Raw genomic sequence first — 15989 nt, forward strand, 5'->3', positions numbered from 1 at the left:
AAACGCGATTCTTCTGTAACGGTGGGGCCCCCGATGGAACGCCGTCTCCCGGTCTACGCCAGGATGTCGGGAACACATAAGCATCTGGAGGGGAACCCAGTAATGAGTCACAACCAGCCGGGCCCGTACGGCGGGCAGCCCCAGCAGCCCGGACCGTACGGCCAGCCGGGCCCCTACGGCCAGCAGCCGCCGCAGGCCCCCCAGCCCGGCTACGGCTACCCCCAGCAGGCCCCTCCGACGCAGCCCCAGCCGGGTTACGGCTACCCCCAGCAGGCTCCCCCGGCGCAGCCCCAGCCCGGTTACGGCTACCCGCAGCAGCCCCCTTACGGCCAGGACCCGTACGGCCAGCAGCCCTACACCGTCCCGCAGCCGCCGGTGCCCGGCGGTGGCGGCGGCAAGAAGGCGGGCCTGATCATCGCCGCGGTGGCGGTCGTGGCGGCCGTCGGCGTCGGGATCTACTTCGTGACCAACGGGGGCAGCAGCGGCGGTTCCGGCAGCGGGAGCAGCATCGCGGACGACGGGGCGCACAAGCTGTCGGCGCCGGCGACGATCATCTCCGGGCAGTACAAGAAGGGCAGCGACTCCGCGACCGGCCAGATGACCAGCAAGGACATCAAGGACGCCGAGACGTGGGGAGTCCAGAACGCCAAGGACGTCAGCGCGACCTACACCTCGGGATCCGGCCTCTCCGCGAAGAGCCTGATGTTCGCGGGCGTGTACGGCACCATCGACGACCCGGGGAAGACCGTTGACGCCATGTTCGCCCAGATGAAGACGGAGTCCGAGAAGAACTCCGGCTCGTCCGACGGCAAACTCGTGGGCAGCCCCCAGGAGTTCAAGCCGGCCGGCTTCGCCAACGGCGTCATGAAGTGCCAGGTGGTCGAGACCACGACGTCCGGCCAGACCATGAAGATGCCGTTCTGCATCTGGGGTGACCACAGCACCCTGACCTACGTGCTCTCGTACGACATGGCCGCCCTGGCCTCGGGCAAGAGCACCTCGATGGACGACGCTGCGGCGCTGACCGCCAAGGTCCGCAACGACGTGCGCGTCAAGGCCTGACGCCGTACGCCACGACCACGAAGGGGCCCCGGTCGGTCGACCGGGGCCCCTTCGCCGTGTGCGGTAAGGCGGTTACGCCGTCTTCTGCTCGCCCGGCCCCCGCCCGTTGCGCGCGTCGCGCGGGATCAGCGTCGGGTTCACGTTCGAGTGGACGACGTCCGCCGTGACGACCACGCGGGCCACGTCCTTGCGGGACGGGACCTCGTACATCACGGACATGAGGACTTCCTCCATGATGGCGCGCAGGCCGCGGGCGCCGGTCTGGCGGAGGATGGCCTGGTCGGCGATGGCCTCCAGGGCCTCGCGCTCGAAGTCCAGTTCCACACCGTCGAGTTCGAAGAGGCGCTGGTACTGCTTCACCAGGGCGTTACGGGGCTCGACCAGGATCTGGAGCAGGGCCTCACGGTCCAGGTTGTGGACCGAGGTGATGACGGGGAGGCGGCCGATGAACTCGGGGATCATGCCGAACTTGACCAGGTCCTCCGGCATGACGTCCTCGAACTGGTCCTTGGCCTCCAGCTCGCGCTTGGAGCGGATCGTCGCGCCGAAGCCGATGCCCTTGGCGCCCGCCCGGGACTCGATGATCTTCTCCAGGCCCGCGAAGGCACCGCCCACGATGAACAGGACGTTCGTCGTGTCGATCTGGATGAACTCCTGGTGCGGGTGCTTGCGGCCGCCCTGCGGCGGGACCGAGGCCGTGGTGCCTTCCAGGATCTTCAGCAGGGCCTGCTGGACGCCCTCGCCCGACACGTCGCGGGTGATGGAAGGGTTTTCACTCTTCCTCGCGACCTTGTCGATCTCGTCGATGTAGATGATCCCGGTCTCGGCCTTCTTGACGTCGTAGTCGGCCGCCTGGATCAGCTTGAGCAGGATGTTCTCGACGTCCTCGCCGACGTACCCCGCCTCCGTCAGCGCCGTCGCGTCGGCGATGGCGAACGGGACGTTCAGCATGCGCGCGAGGGTCTGGGCCAGGAGGGTCTTGCCCGAGCCCGTGGGGCCGAGCAGAAGGATGTTGGACTTCGCCAACTCGATGGCGTCGTCACGGCCGTTGGCCCCGCCGTTCTCGCCGGCCTGGACGCGCTTGTAGTGGTTGTAGACCGCCACCGAGAGGGCCTTCTTCGCCGGCTCCTGGCCGACGACGTAGCCCTCGAGGAACTCGTAGATCTCGCGGGGCTTGGGGAGTTCCTCCCAGCGCACCTCGCTGGTCTCCGCGAGTTCTTCCTCGATGATCTCGTTGCAGAGATCGATGCACTCGTCGCAGATGTACACACCAGGCCCTGCGATGAGCTTCTTGACCTGCTTCTGGCTCTTGCCGCAGAACGAGCACTTGAGCAGATCGCCGCCGTCACCGATGCGTGCCACGGTGTGCTTCCCCTTCGCCTGGGAGACGCCTAGATCCAGCGGCTCCTGGTGCTGCCTAATCCGACGGTACCTTGCCGGGCCCCCCGTTCGGGCCCCCCTTGGCGCGGTTCACTTTGACGTGCAGCGTGTCAAAGCACACCAACCGGGCCAAGGGGCGGCAGACAATACAGCCTCCGACTAGCGGACGGCTGCGTTGTTCATCTTCCGGGTGGAGATGATCTGGTCGATCAGTCCGTACGACAGGGCGTCCTCGGCCGTGAGGATCTTGTCGCGCTCGATGTCCTCGCGGATCTTCTCGATCGGCGTGGTCGAGTGCTTGGCCAGCATCTCCTCCAGCTGCGCGCGCATCCGGAGGATCTCGTTGGCGGCGATCTCCAGGTCGGAGACCTGACCGCGGCCCGTCTCGCTGTAGGGCTGGTGGATCAGCACGCGGGCGTTCGGAAGCGCCATGCGCTTGCCCGGCGTACCGGCGGCCAGCAGGATGGCCGCGGCGGAGGCCGCCTGGCCCATGCAGACCGTCTGGATGTCGGGCTTCACGAACTGCATCGTGTCGTAGATCGCAGTCAGCGCGGTGAAGGAGCCGCCGGGGCTGTTGATGTAGACCGAGATGTCCCGGTCGGGGTCCATCGACTCCAGGCACAGCAGCTGCGCCATGACGTCGTTGGCGGAGGCGTCGTCGATCTGCACGCCGAGGAAGATCACGCGCTCCTCGAAGAGCTTCGCGTACGGGTCGTACTCGCGGATGCCCTGCGAGGTGCGCTCGACGAAGCGGGGGATCACGTAGCGGGACTCGGCCACGGGACCCGCGTACTCGGCGCGCGTGCGGTCGTACAGGCCGTTGCCGGGGAAGTCGTTCACTGTCTCTCTCCTAGGGGCTGAGGCGGTCGGCTGGGGGGCTCTACGGGGCTCAGGCCGCCCCGGTGCCGCCGCCGCCCGGCATACCGGCGGCCGTCGGGATGACGTCGTCGATGAGGCCGTACTCCTTGGCCTCGAAGGCGTCGAACCAGCGGTCACGGTCCGAGTCGCGGGTGATCTGCTCGACCGACTGGCCGGTGTGCTGCGAGGTGAGCTCGGCCATGCGCTTCTTGGTGTGCAGCAGCCGCTCGGCGTGGATCTTGATGTCCGAGGCGGAGCCGGCCAGGCCCGCGGAGGGCTGGTGGATCAGGATCTCGGCGTTCGGCAGCGCGAAGCGCTTGCCGGGGGTGCCCGCGCTGAGCAGGAACTGGCCCATGGAGGCGGCGAGGCCCATGGCGATGGTCACCACGTCGTTCTTGATGAACTGCATGGTGTCGTAGATCGCCATGCCGGCCGTGATCGAGCCGCCGGGGCTGTTGATGTACAGGAAGATGTCCTTGTCCGGGTCGGCGGCAAGGAGCAGCAGCTGTGCGGTGATCTTGTTCGCGATGTCGTCGTCGACCGGCTGGCCGAGGAAGATGATCCGCTCGTTGAGCAGCCGGTTGTAGACCTGGTCGCCGAGGCCACCACCGATGGAAGGCTCGCCGGCGGCGGAGGGCATCAGATTCGTCACGTATCCACCTGCTCGTCTTACGACGGCGTCCGGCCGTCTCACGTTTCCCTGCGGGGCTGGAGCCGTTCGGGGACTCCACTGCCCTCATATTCATGGACCCTAACGCGCTGGTCCCTTCGGGGAATCCCGGAGTGGGGGGTGTTCGCCGGGGGCGTAGCGTCGTGGGTACTTTCGGTTCATCGGCCGCTGCGGGTAGTGGGGGCCGGTCGCACCCCGCGGCGGAGCCGCATATCGGCACAGCCCCGGGCCCCTTCTGACCGGCGCTCCCCTGCCCCAAGCCAGAAAGACCCCGGGGAGTGTGTCCCCAGGGCCTTTCCTACGACGTCTCGAAGCGCCGTGGGCGTCAGCCCTCGGTCTTCTCCGGGTCCGCGTCCGTGGCGTCGGCCTCCGTGGCCTCGGCGGCGATCTCGGCGGCCGTCTCGACCTCGTCCTCGTCGTCGAGGTCGATGACCTCGCCGTTGGTGTCCTTGACCGTGGCGGCCTCGACGACGACCGCGAGGGCCTTGCCGCGGGCGACCTCGCCGACCAGGAGCGGAACCTGGCCGCCCTCGACGACGGCCTGGGCGAACTGGTCGGGGGACATGCCGGAGGAGGCCGCGCGCCGCATGAGGTGCTCGGTGAGCTCCTCCTGGTTGACGTTGAGCTTCTCGACCTTGACGAGCTCGTCGAGCACGAACTGGGTCTTGATGCCCTTGACCGCGGCTTCCTTGGTCTCGGCGTCGAACTCCTCGACCGTCTTGCCCTGGATCTCGAGGTACTTCTCGAGGTCGAGGCCCATCTGGCCGAGCTGGTGGTGCTCGAGGTTGTGCTTACGGGTGTTGATCTCGTCCTCGAGCAGCTTCTCGGGGACCGGGACCTCGACCAGCTCGAGCAGCTTCTCCAGGACGCGCTCCTGGGCCTGCGTGGCCTGGTCGTACTGCTTCATGTTCTCGAGGCGCTTGCGGCTGTCGGCCTTCAGCTCCTCCAGGGTGTCGAACTCCGAGGCGAGCTGCGCGAAGTCGTCGTCCAGCTCGGGCAGTTCGCGGGCGGCGACCTGGGTGACCTTGACGGTGACCTCGGCCTCCTTGCCGGCCGCGGAGCCGCCCTTGAGCTCGGAGGTGAAGGTGGCCTCGCCACCGGCCTCCAGGCCCTTCACGGCCTCGTCGATGCCGTCGAGCAGCTCGCCGGAGCCGATGGTGTACGAGACGCCGCTGGCGACGCCGTCCTCCAGGACCTCGCCCTCGACCTTGGCCTCCAGGTCGATCGTGACGACGTCGCCGTCCTCGGCGGCGCGCTCGACCGGGGAGGTCGAGGCGAAGCGCTCGCGGAGCTGCTCGACCGACTTCTCGATGTCCTCGTCGGTGACCTCGACGGCGTCGACCTCGACCTCGATGCCGGAGTAGTCCGGGATCTCGAGGGCCGGGCGGATGTCGACCTCGGCGGTGAAGTTCAGCGTCTCGCCGTCCTTCAGCTCCGTGATGTCGACCTCGGGCTGGCCGAGGACGTTCAGGTCGGCCTCGTTGACCGCCTCGGTGTAGAACTTCGGAAGCGCGTCGTTGACCGCCTCCTCCAGGACCGCACCGCGGCCGAACCGCTGGTCGATGACGCGCGCCGGGATCTTGCCCTTCCGGAAGCCCTTCACCGTGACCTGCTGGTTGATCTTCTTGTACGCCGCGTCGAGGCTGTCCTTGAGCTCCTCGAAGGGCACCTCGACAGTGAGCCGAACCCGGGTCGGGTTCAGGGTCTCCACGGCGCTCTTCACGGTTCGGTCTCCTTGTGGCTGACTTCTTGGTTTCTGCCGGAGCCAGACTGGTCCGGCGGATTTCGCCGCCCGAAGGACGTCCGAAGGATCTCCAGTGGTTGTCCAGTGGATTCCTGTGGATGAGACACACGGGCGCGCAGCTTGCATAGTAACCGCAGCCGCTGAACGCCCCAAAGGCGATCAAGCGAGGCGATCGCCCGGGGTGACCGGTGTTGACCGGTCGGTGGTCGGGGTGGCGGGATTTGAACCCACGGCCTTCCGCTCCCAAAGCGGACGCGCTACCAAGCTGCGCCACACCCCGTCAGGTGCGACACGTAGGGTACATGCCCGCAGGCAGTGCGGCTGCCGCATTTACGGGGTGTGCGCCGAGGGGGCCCGACCCGCTACGATGCCTTCTGTGCCGCGGTCACCTGACCTGCGGCGCGTGCTGTGCGGGCGTAGCTCAATGGTAGAGCCCTAGTCTTCCAAACTAGCTACGCGGGTTCGATTCCCGTCGCCCGCTCCATGCGTATCAGGGCCGGGCCGGAGGATCTTCCTCCGGCCCGGCCCTGATCGTTTCGGGTTTCGGGTAAGGCTCATTGCCGGTCGGCCAGTGCGCGGCCTGCTGCCGCAGGGTGACGGGCCGGTAGCAGGGCGTCAGGCGATCGGGCGCTCTGCCCAGGTCCCGCAGAGCGTCCCGCGCCACCGCTTCGGAGAGTCCGGCGGGGACCTCGGTCATGGCCCCACACGCCCGAGCGGCTCCCCGATCAGAAGCTGATCGAGTTGATGGTCTCCGCTATCGAGTTGAGGAACCGGTTGATCGACGGGGCCATGCCGGTCGATGCGAGGAAGAAGCCGAAGAGCACCGCGACGATCGCCGGGCCGGCCTTGATCGAGCCTCCCCTGATCAACACCACCAGGATGATCGCCAACAGCAGCACCACTGACAGTGAAATGGCCACAACTGATCACACCCTCGGTCGGTCCGCTCTCCCGGCCCGGGGGTGCCAGCCCCGCGCACCCCCGCCAGAACCATCGTGCCACCAACGAGGCCCCTGTATGCGGCAGGTGAGGCATCGTCGGTCACACCTGTGCCGGACCTTTGCCCCAGCCATGCGGGCGCGACCCGTCCGGGAGCCCCAACACCCGTCTCCCGCACAGCAATTCGAGGGTGCACCCGCACAGGGAATTCGGCGAGATCGTTTCCATGTCCACACAACGCGTTCGCAGGTATTTCGAATTGTTGCCACAGGCACAGCGAAGCGACCAACACCGGCCCCCCAAAAGGCCGATGAAGCGGACATTCCACTGGAGTCGCCCCCTGGTCATATGCCCCATTTAGTCGGTACGAGTCGTGACAACCAGGACATGTAATGGTGTGTTGACCGTCACCTCCACAAGGCTGTCAACTTCCCTTAATCGCGGGTACCCGAAGCCAATAGGCAGGAATGAGGTGGGGAGTTTTACGAAAACCCACAGACGACGCTAGGGTGCCTCAGATGTTTCACGCTGCCTCGTCCCCCGCACGCGCAGCGAGGTCCGGGATCGTCTCCCCCAGTTTCTGGGGGGAGGGTCTGTGACGAACTCGTTGCAACCGCACGGCCAGAACAGAGCGCCGCTCCCTCCGGCACAGTCGCCGGCGTCGGGAGTGCCGAGTCCGCGCTCACCGCAGGAACAGCAGAACAAGCCCCCCAAACCAGGCAAACAGCGCGACTCGTTCTTCGACAATGCGAAGTACCTGGCGATCGTGCTGGTGGCGATGGGCCACTCCTGGGAGCCCCTGAAGGGTGACAGCCGCATCCTGGAGGGTGTGTACACGGTCGTGTACTGCTTCCACATGCCGGCGTTCATCATCATCTCCGGCTACTTCTCGCGCAGTTTCGACATGCGCCCCGACCGCCTCAGACGTCTGGTCACCGGCGTCCTCGTGCCGTACATCGTCTTCGAGACCGCGTACAGCCTCTTCAAGCGCTACGGCGACCACGACCCGAGCATGACGGTCAGTCTGCTCGACCCCTGGTACCTCACCTGGTTCCTGATCGCGCTGTTCATCTGGCGTCTGACGACCCCGCTGTGGAAGACCCTGCGTTGGCCGCTGCCCGTCGCGCTCGGCATCGCGATGTTCGGGTCGGTCTCGCCGGAGATCGGCAACGACCTCGACCTCCAGCGCGTCCTGCAGTTCCTGCCGTACTTCGTGCTGGGCCTGTGCATGAAGCCCGAGCACTTCCAGATGGTGCGCACGCGGAAGATGCGGATGCTGGCGGTGCCGGTCTTCGCGGCCGCGCTGGCCATCGGCTGGTGGGCGGTGCCGCGTATGAACACCGCCTGGTTCTACCACCGGGACGCCGCCCAGGAGTTGGCCGCGCCGTGGTGGACCGGGCCGGTCATGGTGCTCGCCCTGTTCGGCTGCTCGCTGCTGCTGACCGCCTGCTTCTTCGCCTGGGTGCCGCGCCGGAAGATGTGGTTCACGGCGCTCGGCGCGGGCACGCTCTACGGCTATCTGCTGCACGGCTTCCTGGTGAAGGCCGGCGACTTCTACGGCTGGTTCGAGCCGAAGTGGTTGCACCGGCCGCTCGGTGAGATCTTCGTGACCGTGGTCTTTGTCGGCGCCGTCACGTTGCTGTGCACCCGGCCTGTGCAGCGGGTCTTCAAGTTCGCCATGGAGCCTGAGATGAAGTGGGCCTTCAGGCGGGATGCGGCGGAGGTTGCGCGGGCGCGGGAGACTGCGCAGAAGCGGGAGATGGCCAGCGCCTGAGCATTTGCCACGATGTGCCGTCTGGCGTCTGCGGGTTCGTCGGAGCTGGTCGCGCCCACGCGGCGGAGCCGCATATCGACACGGCCCCGCGCCCCTAAAAGCGCTACTGCTGACCTAGGCCGAGAAGTGCACGCATCTGCGTGTACTTCTCGGTCAGTCTTGTGCGGGTGGGCTCGTCGGTGAGGCGGGCCAGGCGGGTCGGGTCCGCGTTGTGGGCCAGGTCCGCCTGCTTCACCAGCCGTGCGCCGGGCGTGGCGAGGATCCGGGCGGCGTACTCCTCCGGGCTCTCCCCCGCCCGCTTGGTGAGCGCGAGGACGATGTCCTTCGTACGGCGGCTCAGTGCGGCCTCGTCCAGCCACTGTGCGGAGAGCGCGTCGTCCTCGACGGCGTCGTGCAGCCAGGCCGCCGCGATCTGCTCGTCGTCGCCGCCACGCGCGCGTACGCCCTCGGCGACGGCCCGGAGGTGCTCGGCGTACGGCCGTCCCGCCTTGTCGGTCTGCCCTTCGTGGGCGGCACGGGCGGTGGCCTCGACTTCGGCCAGGGTCATCGGCTCCCGAGGGGTTTCGGTCACTCCTCCAGAGCCTCCTTGCGCAGCGGCGGCTGCTGGGCCGTCTGGACCGTCGCCGTCGGGCCCTCCCTGCAGATCAGCAGCAGGGCCCGGTCGTCGTTCACGTCCTTCGCGACCGCCTCGATGAGGTGCCAGGCGGCGCCGTGGAAGCCGCCGGCGACATAGCGGTCGGCCTCGCCCGTGAGGCGGTCGATGCCCTCGACGATGTCCCGGTCTGAGGTCTCCACCAGGCCGTCTGTGAACAGCATCAACACGTCACCGGGGCGGAGCGAGCCCTTCACGGGGTCGAACTGCGCGCCGTCGTACACACCCAGGAGCGGGCCCTCGGCCGCCTTCTCCTCCCAGCGGCCGCTGCCCGCGCTGAGCTGGAGACCTGGTGGATGGCCCGCGGAGTAGAGCTCGTAGTCGCCGGAGTCGAGGTCCAGGACCAGGTGGATCGAGGTCGCGAAACCCTCGTCCCAGTCCTGGCGGAGCAGATAGCCGTTGGCCGCCGGGAGGAACGCGTGCGGGGGCAGCGAGCCCAGCAGGCCGCCGAACGCTCCCGACAGCAGCAGCGCACGCGAACCCGCGTCCATGCCCTTGCCCGAGACGTCCGTGAGGACGACCTCCATCGTGCGGCCGCCGTTGGTACGCGCCGCGACCACGAAGTCGCCCGAGAAGGACTGGCCGCCCGCCGGGCGCAGCGCCATCTCGCGGTGCCAGCCCACCGGCAGCTGCGGGAGCTTGCTCTGCACCCGGATGCGTTCGCGCAGGTCGAAGAGCATCGTGCCGCCGCGCCGCCAGGGCACGCCGACCCGGCTGCGGAACTGGGCGATGAGCAGACCGAAGAAGCCGCAGGCGGCCACCACCAGCACGACGCCCGGGGTGACACGGGAAGGGCCCTCCGTATAGGGCCCCAGTTTCACCGACTCCACGATCAGTGCCGTGGCCGCGGCCGCGTACAGACCGAGCAGGCTCGCCGGACGCAGCAGCAGGCCGCCCGCGACGATCGGGAGGACCAGCACGGCCGGGGAGCACCACACCGAGTTGGCGAGCGTGACGGCCGCGATCAGCGGGACGGTGAGCAGCAGACCCGCCAGCGCGACCCAGTCCGAGCCGTCCCCGCGGAAGTAGTCCACGGCGCTTCTGCGCAGGCCGACGCGGGCCCGGTGCCACTGCACTTTCAACCGGGCCGTGAACGTCTCGGCTTCTGCGCGCCGCTCTCGTCCTGCTGCCATTAGTTCGGGACCCTATCCATCGGACCAGCTGCTTGGCACGGGAGGTCCCACTTGTCCCCCGTCCGAGGTTCAACTTCACAGTGAACTTCACAGAAAGCCGTTGCGGGTCCGCCAAGGCGAAATTCCCTCGCTCGTCCCGCAATGCCCTGGTAGTCATGGTTCATGGGGACTGACTTGCGCGTGCTGCGCCGGGACGACTGGGACGAGTGGTACGACAACCTGATCCGCGCCTTCGGCGGGGTTCCGGAGTCGGCAGAGGAGCGGGCGCTGTGGCGTGAGCTCACCGAGACGGACCGTTCCATCGGCGCCTGGGACGGTGATCTGTGCGTGGGGACGGCGGGGGCGTTCTCCTTCCGGCTGACCGTGCCCGGCGGGGCCGCGGTGCCGGCCGCGGGCGTCACGATGGTGAGCGTGGCCGCCACGCACCGGCGGCGCGGGGTGCTGACGTCCATGATGCGGCGGCAGTTGGACGACGTACGGTCCTGGGGCGAACCGCTGGCCGTCCTGACCGCCTCCGAGCCGGTGATCTACGGGCGGTTCGGGTACGGCGTCGGGACGTACCACGTCAACGCCGAGATCGACACGACGCGCGTACGGCTGTCCGTGCCGCCCGGCACCGATGACGTACGGCTGCGGTACGCCAGGCCGGCCGACGTACTCGACGCGTGCGAGGCGGTGTACGCGCAACTGGTGGCGCGGCGGCCGGGGATGGTGGCGCGGATTCCGGGCTGGGAGCGGCTGTGGCTGCTCGACCCGGAGAGCGAGCGGGACGGTGCGTCGCCGCTGCAGTGTGTGCTCGCGGAGCGGGGCAGCGAGGTCGTCGGGTACGCGCGCTTCCGGATCAAGGGGGACTGGGAGCCCGCGGGCCCCAAGGGCACGGTGGTCGTACAGGACGTGGACGCGTTGGACCCGGCGGCGCACGCGGCGTTGTGGCGGTTCCTGTTCGAGATCGACCTGACGTCGAGGATCGACGCGCGGCGGCGGCCGCTGGACGAGCCCTGGCAATACCTGGCCTCCGACATCCGGCGGTGCTCACTGCTGGTCCGGGACTCGCTGCACGTACGGCTGGTGGACGTCGGGGCGGCGCTGGAGGCGCGGACCTACCAGACGCCGGTGGACGTGGTGTTGGAGGTCGAGGACGCCTTCTGCCCCTGGAACAGCGGGCGTTGGCGGCTGAGCGGCGATCCGAAGGGCGCGTCCTGCACGCGTACCGACGAGGCCGCCGATCTCGCCCTGTCCGTAAGGGAGTTGGGGTCGGCGTACCTGGGCGGCGTGACCCTGGACGCGCTCGCCGCGGCCGGGCGGGTACGGGAGTTGCGGCAGGGCGCCCTTGCGGAGGCGTCGCTCGCCTTTGTGTCGACGGTGGCGCCGTGGCTGGCGCACGGGTTCTGACCGTTCTGGAACCCGGTTATCTCTGCTGGCAGTGCGGGCACCAGAACAGGTTGCGGGCGGCGAGGTCGGCGGTGCGGATCTCGCTGCCGCAGATGTGGCAGGGCTGGGTGGCCCGGCGGTAGACGTACACCTCGCCACCGTGGTCGTCGACGCGCGGCGGGCGGCCCATGGCCTGAGGGGTGTGTTCCGGGCGGACGGTGTCGATGCGGTTGTGGCGGACGCCCTCGTGCATGAGCTCCACGAGGTCCGTCCAGATCGCGTCCCACTCGGCGGGGGTGACGTCCTTGCCTGCGCGGTACGGGTCGATGTTGTGCCGGAAGAGGACCTCGGCGCGGTAGACGTTGCCGACGCCGGCGATCACCTTCTGGTCCATGAGGAGTGCGGCGATCGTCGTACGGCTGCGGGAGATTCGCTTGTACGCCGTCTGCGGGGCGGCGTCCTCGCGGAGGGGGTCGGGGCCGAGGCGGTCGTGTATCGCGTGCTTCTCGGTGTCCGTGATGAGGGCGCAGGTCGTGGGGCCGCGCAGGTCGACGTACGACGTGGCGTTCGCGAGGCGGAGGCGGACGGTGTCCGTGGGTGGGGGTGCCGGGGTGTCGCCGAAGGTGACCTTGCCGAAGAGGCCCAGGTGGATGTGGACCCAGTCCGTGTCCCGGAAGCCCAGGAAGAGGTGTTTGCCGTGGGCCTCGGTGTCGGTGAGTTCGGCGGTGTTGAGGAGTTCTGCGGCGTCGGAGAACTTGCCCTGGGGGCTGGTGACGTGGGGGTGGGTGCCGAGGAATGCGGTGGCGTAGTCCTTGGCCAGGCGGTGAATGGTGTGCCCCTCCGGCACGGTGGCTCCTGTTCGTCCGTGTGTGGGGGCTGGGCGTAGGGGGTTTGTCGCCCCCGCCGCCCCTACCCGTTCCCATCCCCAGGGGCGCTGCCCCTTCGGCCCCGCCAGGGGGCTCTGCCCCCTGGACCCCCGGTCGGCCTGAACGGCCTCGTCCTCAAACGCCGGACGGGCTGGGAGTGCCGGACGGGCTGGAAGAACTACTGCTGCGGGTGGTGGGGCGGGATCGGGGGGAGGTCGCCCGTTGTCTCGTAGGTCGCGAGCATGTCGATGCGGCGGATGTGGCGCTCGTCCTCGGAGAACGGGGTGCCCAGGAAGGTCTCGACGAACTTTGTCGCCTCTTCCTGCGTGTGCATCCGCGCGCCCACCGCGACGACGTTGGCGTTGTTGTGCTGGCGGCCGAGCGACGCCGTCTCCTCGCTCCATGCGAGAGCGGCCCGTACGCCCTTGACCTTGTTCGCCGCGATCTGCTCGCCGTTGCCGGAGCCGCCGATCACGATGCCGAGGGAGTCGGGGTCCGCGGCCGTCTTCTCCGCGGCGCGGAGGCAGAAGGGCGGGTAGTCGTCCTGGGCGTCGTAGATGTGGGGGCCGCAGTCGACGGGGTCGTGGCCTGCTGCCTTGAGCCACTCGACGAGGTGGTTCTTGAGTTCGAAGCCCGCATGGTCGGAGCCGAGATACACGCGCATGGTTCCGAGTGTGACATGGCTGTTTCCGGGCGGCAGCCTCGGGTGTCGGCCAGGAGAGAAGTGGGTCCGACCATCGGCTCAACCATCGAACCTCAAGGAAACCTCAAGTAACGATCTGGAATCAAAGGTTCACGAATTCCTTTGCCTCCGTTTCACTGGACCGACTCGTACGCGACCCGTACGGGACCGCTCACCCGGTGCAAAGGAATTCCCCCATGACTGGTCTCCAGGCCGGACTGAAGAACCGCCATCTGTCGATGATCGCCATCGGTGGCGTCATCGGCGCCGGCCTCTTCGTCGGCTCCAGCTCCGGTATCGCCACCGCAGGACCGGGCATCCTCCTGTCGTACGCCCTCGTCGGCACGCTCGTCGTCCTCGTGATGCGGATGCTCGGCGAGATGTCCGCCGCCAATCCGACCTCCGGCTCGTTCTCGGCGCACGCCGACCGGGCCCTCGGCCGCTGGGCCGGGTTCTCCATCGGCTGGCTCTACTGGTTCTTCTGGGTCGTGGTGCTCGCGGTGGAGGCCACCGCCGGTGCCAAGATCCTGGCGGCGTGGATGCCGGCCGTCCCGCAGTGGGGCTGGGCCCTGATCGTGATGGTGGTGCTGACCGCCACCAACCTCGTCTCGGTCGGTTCCTACGGCGAGTTCGAGTTCTGGTTCGCCGGGATCAAGGTCGTCGCGATCGGCGCGTTCATCGTGGTCGGCGGGCTCGCTGTCTTCGGTGTGCTGCCGGGCGTCGACAGCGACAAGGCCGGCCTGAGCAACCTCACCGGCCACGGCGGCTTCCTGCCCCACGGGCCCGGCGCGATCCTCACCGGCGTACTGCTGGTCGTCTTCTCCTTCATGGGCAGCGAGATCGCGACGCTGGCGGCGGGCGAGTCGGAGAACCCGCAGCGGGCCGTGACGAAGTCCACGAACAGCATCATCTGGCGTATCGCGGTCTTCTACCTGGGCTCGATCTTCGTCGTCGTGACCCTGCTGCCCTGGAACGACCCGTCGATCAAGAAGCAGGGCTCCTACGTCGCGGCCCTCGACTCCCTCGGTATCGCGCACGCCGGTCAGATCATGAACTTCATCGTGCTGACGTCGGTGCTGTCCTGTCTCAACTCGGGTCTGTACACGGCCTCCCGGATGGCCTTCTCGCTCGGTGAGCGGGGGGACGCGCCGAAGGTGTTCGCGAAGACGACCTCGCGTGGTGTGCCGATGGCCGCGATCGTCGCGTCCGTGGTCTTCGGGTTCGTCGCCGTGTTCTTCAACTACAAGTTCCCGGACTCCGTCTTCCTCTTCCTGGTCAACTCCAGTGGTGCGGTGGCCCTGTTCGTGTGGCTGGTCATCTGCTTCTCGCAGCTGCGCATGCGGAAGATCATCCAGGCCGAGGCGCCGGAGAAGCTGGTCGTGAGGATGTGGCTGTACCCGTATCTGACCTGGGCGACGGCCGCGCTGATCGTGTTCGTGCTGGGTTACATGCTCACGGACACGGAGCACGACGGGCGCGAGACCGTGCTGCTGTCGCTGCTCGTCGCGGCGGTCGTGCTCGTCATCGCCTTCGTGAAGGAGAAGGTGCGTGGGGGCGGCCGGGCGGTCGTCGGGGGCGCGTCCTCGGCGGAGGTGCAGGAGAAGGTCAAGACCGGCTGACGTCAACGGCGTTGTGTGCTGGACGAGGGGCCCGCGGTGTTCACCGCGGGCCCCTTCTGCACGCTCGCCGAGCCGCTCACAGCACCGTGAAGCTGTCCTTGACCTTGTCGTAGGTCTTGAGGGCCTGGGTTTCGATCTCCGGCTGGTACCAGGTGTTGATCTGGTACGACTTCCCGTCCTTGTCGAAGCCCAGCAGCCGGGCGTGCCAGGGGGTGCCCTTCAGGGTGAAGGTGTACTCCCAGACCACGGCCGGGTTGCCGCGGAACGTCGTCTTCTCCAGGCGGATCTTCCGGTAGTCCTGGCCCTGGTGGGCGTCCTGCTCCGACTTCTGCCATGTCTCCATCAGGTCGCCGCGGGCGAGGGACGACTTGGCCACGAGCTCCTGTGCGCCGTCGGGGGACGTGTAGTGCACCTCCGCCCCCGTCTTCAGATCCCGCCGCCAGTCCTGCGGCGGCGCCCACGCGAACCCGCCGGCTTCCCGGTGGGAGCCCGGCGGCAGGCTCTGCGGCCTGGACGTGCCTTCCACGGTGGACGACGGGCTGCCGGCGGGTGTGGTGGCGGACGTCGTCGGTGACGTCGAGGAGCCTGCGCGGTCGTCGCCGGGCGATCCGGAGTTCGTCAGGAGGAGTACGGCGACGACGGCACCGGCCGCCACCAGACCGACGCCGGCCACGAGTACGGCACGGCGGCGGCCGCGGTGGGGAGTGGTCTGGACGGCGGGGCCACGGAGTTCCCCTTGGGGGGTGCGGAGGGGGTGGGGGCCCAGGGCGGGGCGGGTGGCTTGGTCGGGGGCGGGGTTGGAGCGGCTCTGCTGCGTGTTCGGGTGGGGGGCCTGGCGCGTGCCCGGGTGCGGGCCTTGTTGGACGTCGGGAGGCAGTCCCTGGTGGGCGCCGGGAGGCGGTCCCTGCTGGGCGCCTGGGGCCGGGGCCGGCCGAGTGGTTGGGGTCGGGTCCTGCTGAGTGCTCGGGTGCGCGACTGCTGCGAGGCCGGAGCCGTTCCGCTGCGCGGGGCGCTGCTCGGTGACCGCGTGGGGGCGGATGAGTGAGACGCCGGATCGTTGGGGTGCGGGGGGCTCGGAATGGGCAGTGGGGGGCGCGGAGTTGGCGGACGGGGTCTCGGAGCGGACCTCCGAGCGCAGTTCGGAGGGGACTTCGGTGGAGGCGTTGGGGGGTTGGGGGGCGGGGGGTGCCTGGGAGACGGCGGGTGCGGTGGGGCTGTGGGGCTCGGCGGGTACGGAGG

Annotated in this window: 13 protein-coding genes and 2 tRNA genes; 5 read left to right on the forward strand and 10 right to left on the reverse strand. The window is 68.5% G+C overall.

Features of this window, described 5'->3' with window-relative positions; genetic code table 11:
* Nucleotides 1-102 precede the first annotated feature (102 nt).
* Complete coding sequence (locus tag ACFY10_RS05130) at nucleotides 103-1062, forward strand: hypothetical protein (RefSeq protein ID WP_390663655.1); 960 nt, start codon at nucleotides 103-105, stop codon at nucleotides 1060-1062.
* A gap of 72 nt (nucleotides 1063-1134) precedes the next feature.
* Here ACFY10_RS05130 and clpX read toward each other — a convergent pair whose 3' ends face one another.
* The 5 genes from clpX to ACFY10_RS05155 all read right to left on the reverse strand — a co-directional run bounded on the left by clpX (nucleotide 1135) and on the right by ACFY10_RS05155 (nucleotide 5994).
* A complete protein-coding gene (gene clpX, locus ACFY10_RS05135) occupies nucleotides 1135-2424 on the reverse strand; it encodes an ATP-dependent Clp protease ATP-binding subunit ClpX (protein ID WP_030934339.1) in 1290 nt (429 codons plus the stop codon).
* A gap of 177 nt (nucleotides 2425-2601) precedes the next feature.
* A complete protein-coding gene (locus tag ACFY10_RS05140) occupies nucleotides 2602-3282 on the reverse strand; it encodes an ATP-dependent Clp protease proteolytic subunit (RefSeq protein ID WP_385234104.1) in 681 nt (226 codons plus the stop codon).
* Between the two features lie 49 nt (nucleotides 3283-3331).
* A complete protein-coding gene (locus ACFY10_RS05145; RefSeq protein WP_356345138.1) occupies nucleotides 3332-3940 on the reverse strand; it encodes an ATP-dependent Clp protease proteolytic subunit in 609 nt (202 codons plus the stop codon).
* A 355-nt stretch (nucleotides 3941-4295) separates the two neighbouring features.
* The gene (gene tig / locus ACFY10_RS05150) at nucleotides 4296-5693 is read right to left on the reverse strand and encodes a trigger factor (protein WP_390663656.1); all 1398 of its coding nucleotides are present in this window, start codon (nucleotides 5691-5693) and stop codon (nucleotides 4296-4298) included.
* A gap of 224 nt (nucleotides 5694-5917) precedes the next feature.
* Nucleotides 5918-5994: transfer RNA gene (locus ACFY10_RS05155), tRNA-Pro, on the reverse strand.
* A 130-nt stretch (nucleotides 5995-6124) separates the two neighbouring features.
* Between ACFY10_RS05155 and ACFY10_RS05160 the strand changes: the two genes are divergently transcribed.
* Nucleotides 6125-6198, forward strand: a tRNA-Gly gene (locus tag ACFY10_RS05160).
* 241 nt (nucleotides 6199-6439) lie between these two features.
* On the opposite strand, the gene ACFY10_RS05165 is transcribed toward ACFY10_RS05160, so the two are convergent.
* Nucleotides 6440-6634 (reverse strand): hypothetical protein, encoded by a 195-nt coding sequence (locus ACFY10_RS05165; RefSeq protein ID WP_016435177.1) that lies wholly within the window; start codon nucleotides 6632-6634, stop codon nucleotides 6440-6442.
* A 614-nt stretch (nucleotides 6635-7248) separates the two neighbouring features.
* Here ACFY10_RS05165 and ACFY10_RS05170 point away from each other — a divergent pair.
* Nucleotides 7249-8427 carry an acyltransferase family protein gene (locus ACFY10_RS05170; protein WP_390663657.1) on the forward strand — a complete coding sequence of 393 codons (1179 nt, stop codon included), beginning with the start codon at nucleotides 7249-7251 and terminating at the stop codon, nucleotides 8425-8427.
* 103 nt (nucleotides 8428-8530) lie between these two features.
* Here ACFY10_RS05170 and ACFY10_RS05175 read toward each other — a convergent pair whose 3' ends face one another.
* Nucleotides 8531-8974: an HD domain-containing protein gene (locus ACFY10_RS05175; protein ID WP_390664138.1), complete on the reverse strand. Its 444-nt coding sequence runs from the start codon at nucleotides 8972-8974 to the stop codon at nucleotides 8531-8533.
* A gap of 20 nt (nucleotides 8975-8994) precedes the next feature.
* Complete coding sequence (locus ACFY10_RS05180) at nucleotides 8995-10212, reverse strand: PP2C family protein-serine/threonine phosphatase (RefSeq protein ID WP_390663658.1); 1218 nt, start codon at nucleotides 10210-10212, stop codon at nucleotides 8995-8997.
* A 162-nt stretch (nucleotides 10213-10374) separates the two neighbouring features.
* Here ACFY10_RS05180 and ACFY10_RS05185 point away from each other — a divergent pair, with 162 nt between their 5' ends.
* Nucleotides 10375-11604, forward strand: a complete 1230-nt coding sequence (locus ACFY10_RS05185) for a GNAT family N-acetyltransferase (RefSeq protein ID WP_390663659.1) — start codon at nucleotides 10375-10377, stop codon at nucleotides 11602-11604.
* A gap of 16 nt (nucleotides 11605-11620) precedes the next feature.
* On the opposite strand, the gene ACFY10_RS05190 is transcribed toward ACFY10_RS05185, so the two are convergent.
* Together ACFY10_RS05190 and ACFY10_RS05195 are read right to left on the reverse strand one after the other, a co-directional pair.
* Nucleotides 11621-12430 carry an Fpg/Nei family DNA glycosylase gene (locus ACFY10_RS05190; RefSeq protein ID WP_390663660.1) on the reverse strand — a complete coding sequence of 270 codons (810 nt, stop codon included), beginning with the start codon at nucleotides 12428-12430 and terminating at the stop codon, nucleotides 11621-11623.
* A gap of 197 nt (nucleotides 12431-12627) precedes the next feature.
* Nucleotides 12628-13113, reverse strand: coding sequence for a ribose-5-phosphate isomerase (locus ACFY10_RS05195; RefSeq protein WP_390663661.1), 486 nt, complete (start codon nucleotides 13111-13113; stop codon nucleotides 12628-12630).
* 215 nt (nucleotides 13114-13328) lie between these two features.
* Between ACFY10_RS05195 and ACFY10_RS05200 the strand changes: the two genes are divergently transcribed.
* Nucleotides 13329-14750 carry an amino acid permease gene (locus ACFY10_RS05200; protein ID WP_390663662.1) on the forward strand — a complete coding sequence of 474 codons (1422 nt, stop codon included), beginning with the start codon at nucleotides 13329-13331 and terminating at the stop codon, nucleotides 14748-14750.
* Nucleotides 14751-15989: the final 1239 nt, after the last annotated feature.

Source organism: Streptomyces sp. NPDC001401, assembly GCF_042895385.1.
Taxonomy (GTDB): Bacteria; Actinomycetota; Actinomycetes; order Streptomycetales; family Streptomycetaceae; genus Streptomyces.

What these genes read in the sequence shown, in the direction of transcription:
- ACFY10_RS05130 (WP_390663655.1), top strand. Translation starts at nt 103, where the DNA reads ATGAGTCACAACCAGCCGGGCCCGTACGGCGGGCAGCCCCAGCAGCCC.
- ACFY10_RS05145 (WP_356345138.1), bottom strand. Translation starts at nt 3,940, where the DNA reads ATGCCCTCCGCCGCCGGCGAGCCTTCCATCGGTGGTGGCCTCGGCGAC.
- ACFY10_RS05175 (WP_390664138.1), bottom strand. Translation starts at nt 8,974, where the DNA reads ATGACCCTGGCCGAAGTCGAGGCCACCGCCCGTGCCGCCCACGAAGGG.
- ACFY10_RS05180 (WP_390663658.1), bottom strand. Translation starts at nt 10,212, where the DNA reads ATGGCAGCAGGACGAGAGCGGCGCGCAGAAGCCGAGACGTTCACGGCC.
- ACFY10_RS05185 (WP_390663659.1), top strand. Translation starts at nt 10,375, where the DNA reads ATGGGGACTGACTTGCGCGTGCTGCGCCGGGACGACTGGGACGAGTGG.
- ACFY10_RS05195 (WP_390663661.1), bottom strand. Translation starts at nt 13,113, where the DNA reads ATGCGCGTGTATCTCGGCTCCGACCATGCGGGCTTCGAACTCAAGAAC.
- ACFY10_RS05200 (WP_390663662.1), top strand. Translation starts at nt 13,329, where the DNA reads ATGACTGGTCTCCAGGCCGGACTGAAGAACCGCCATCTGTCGATGATC.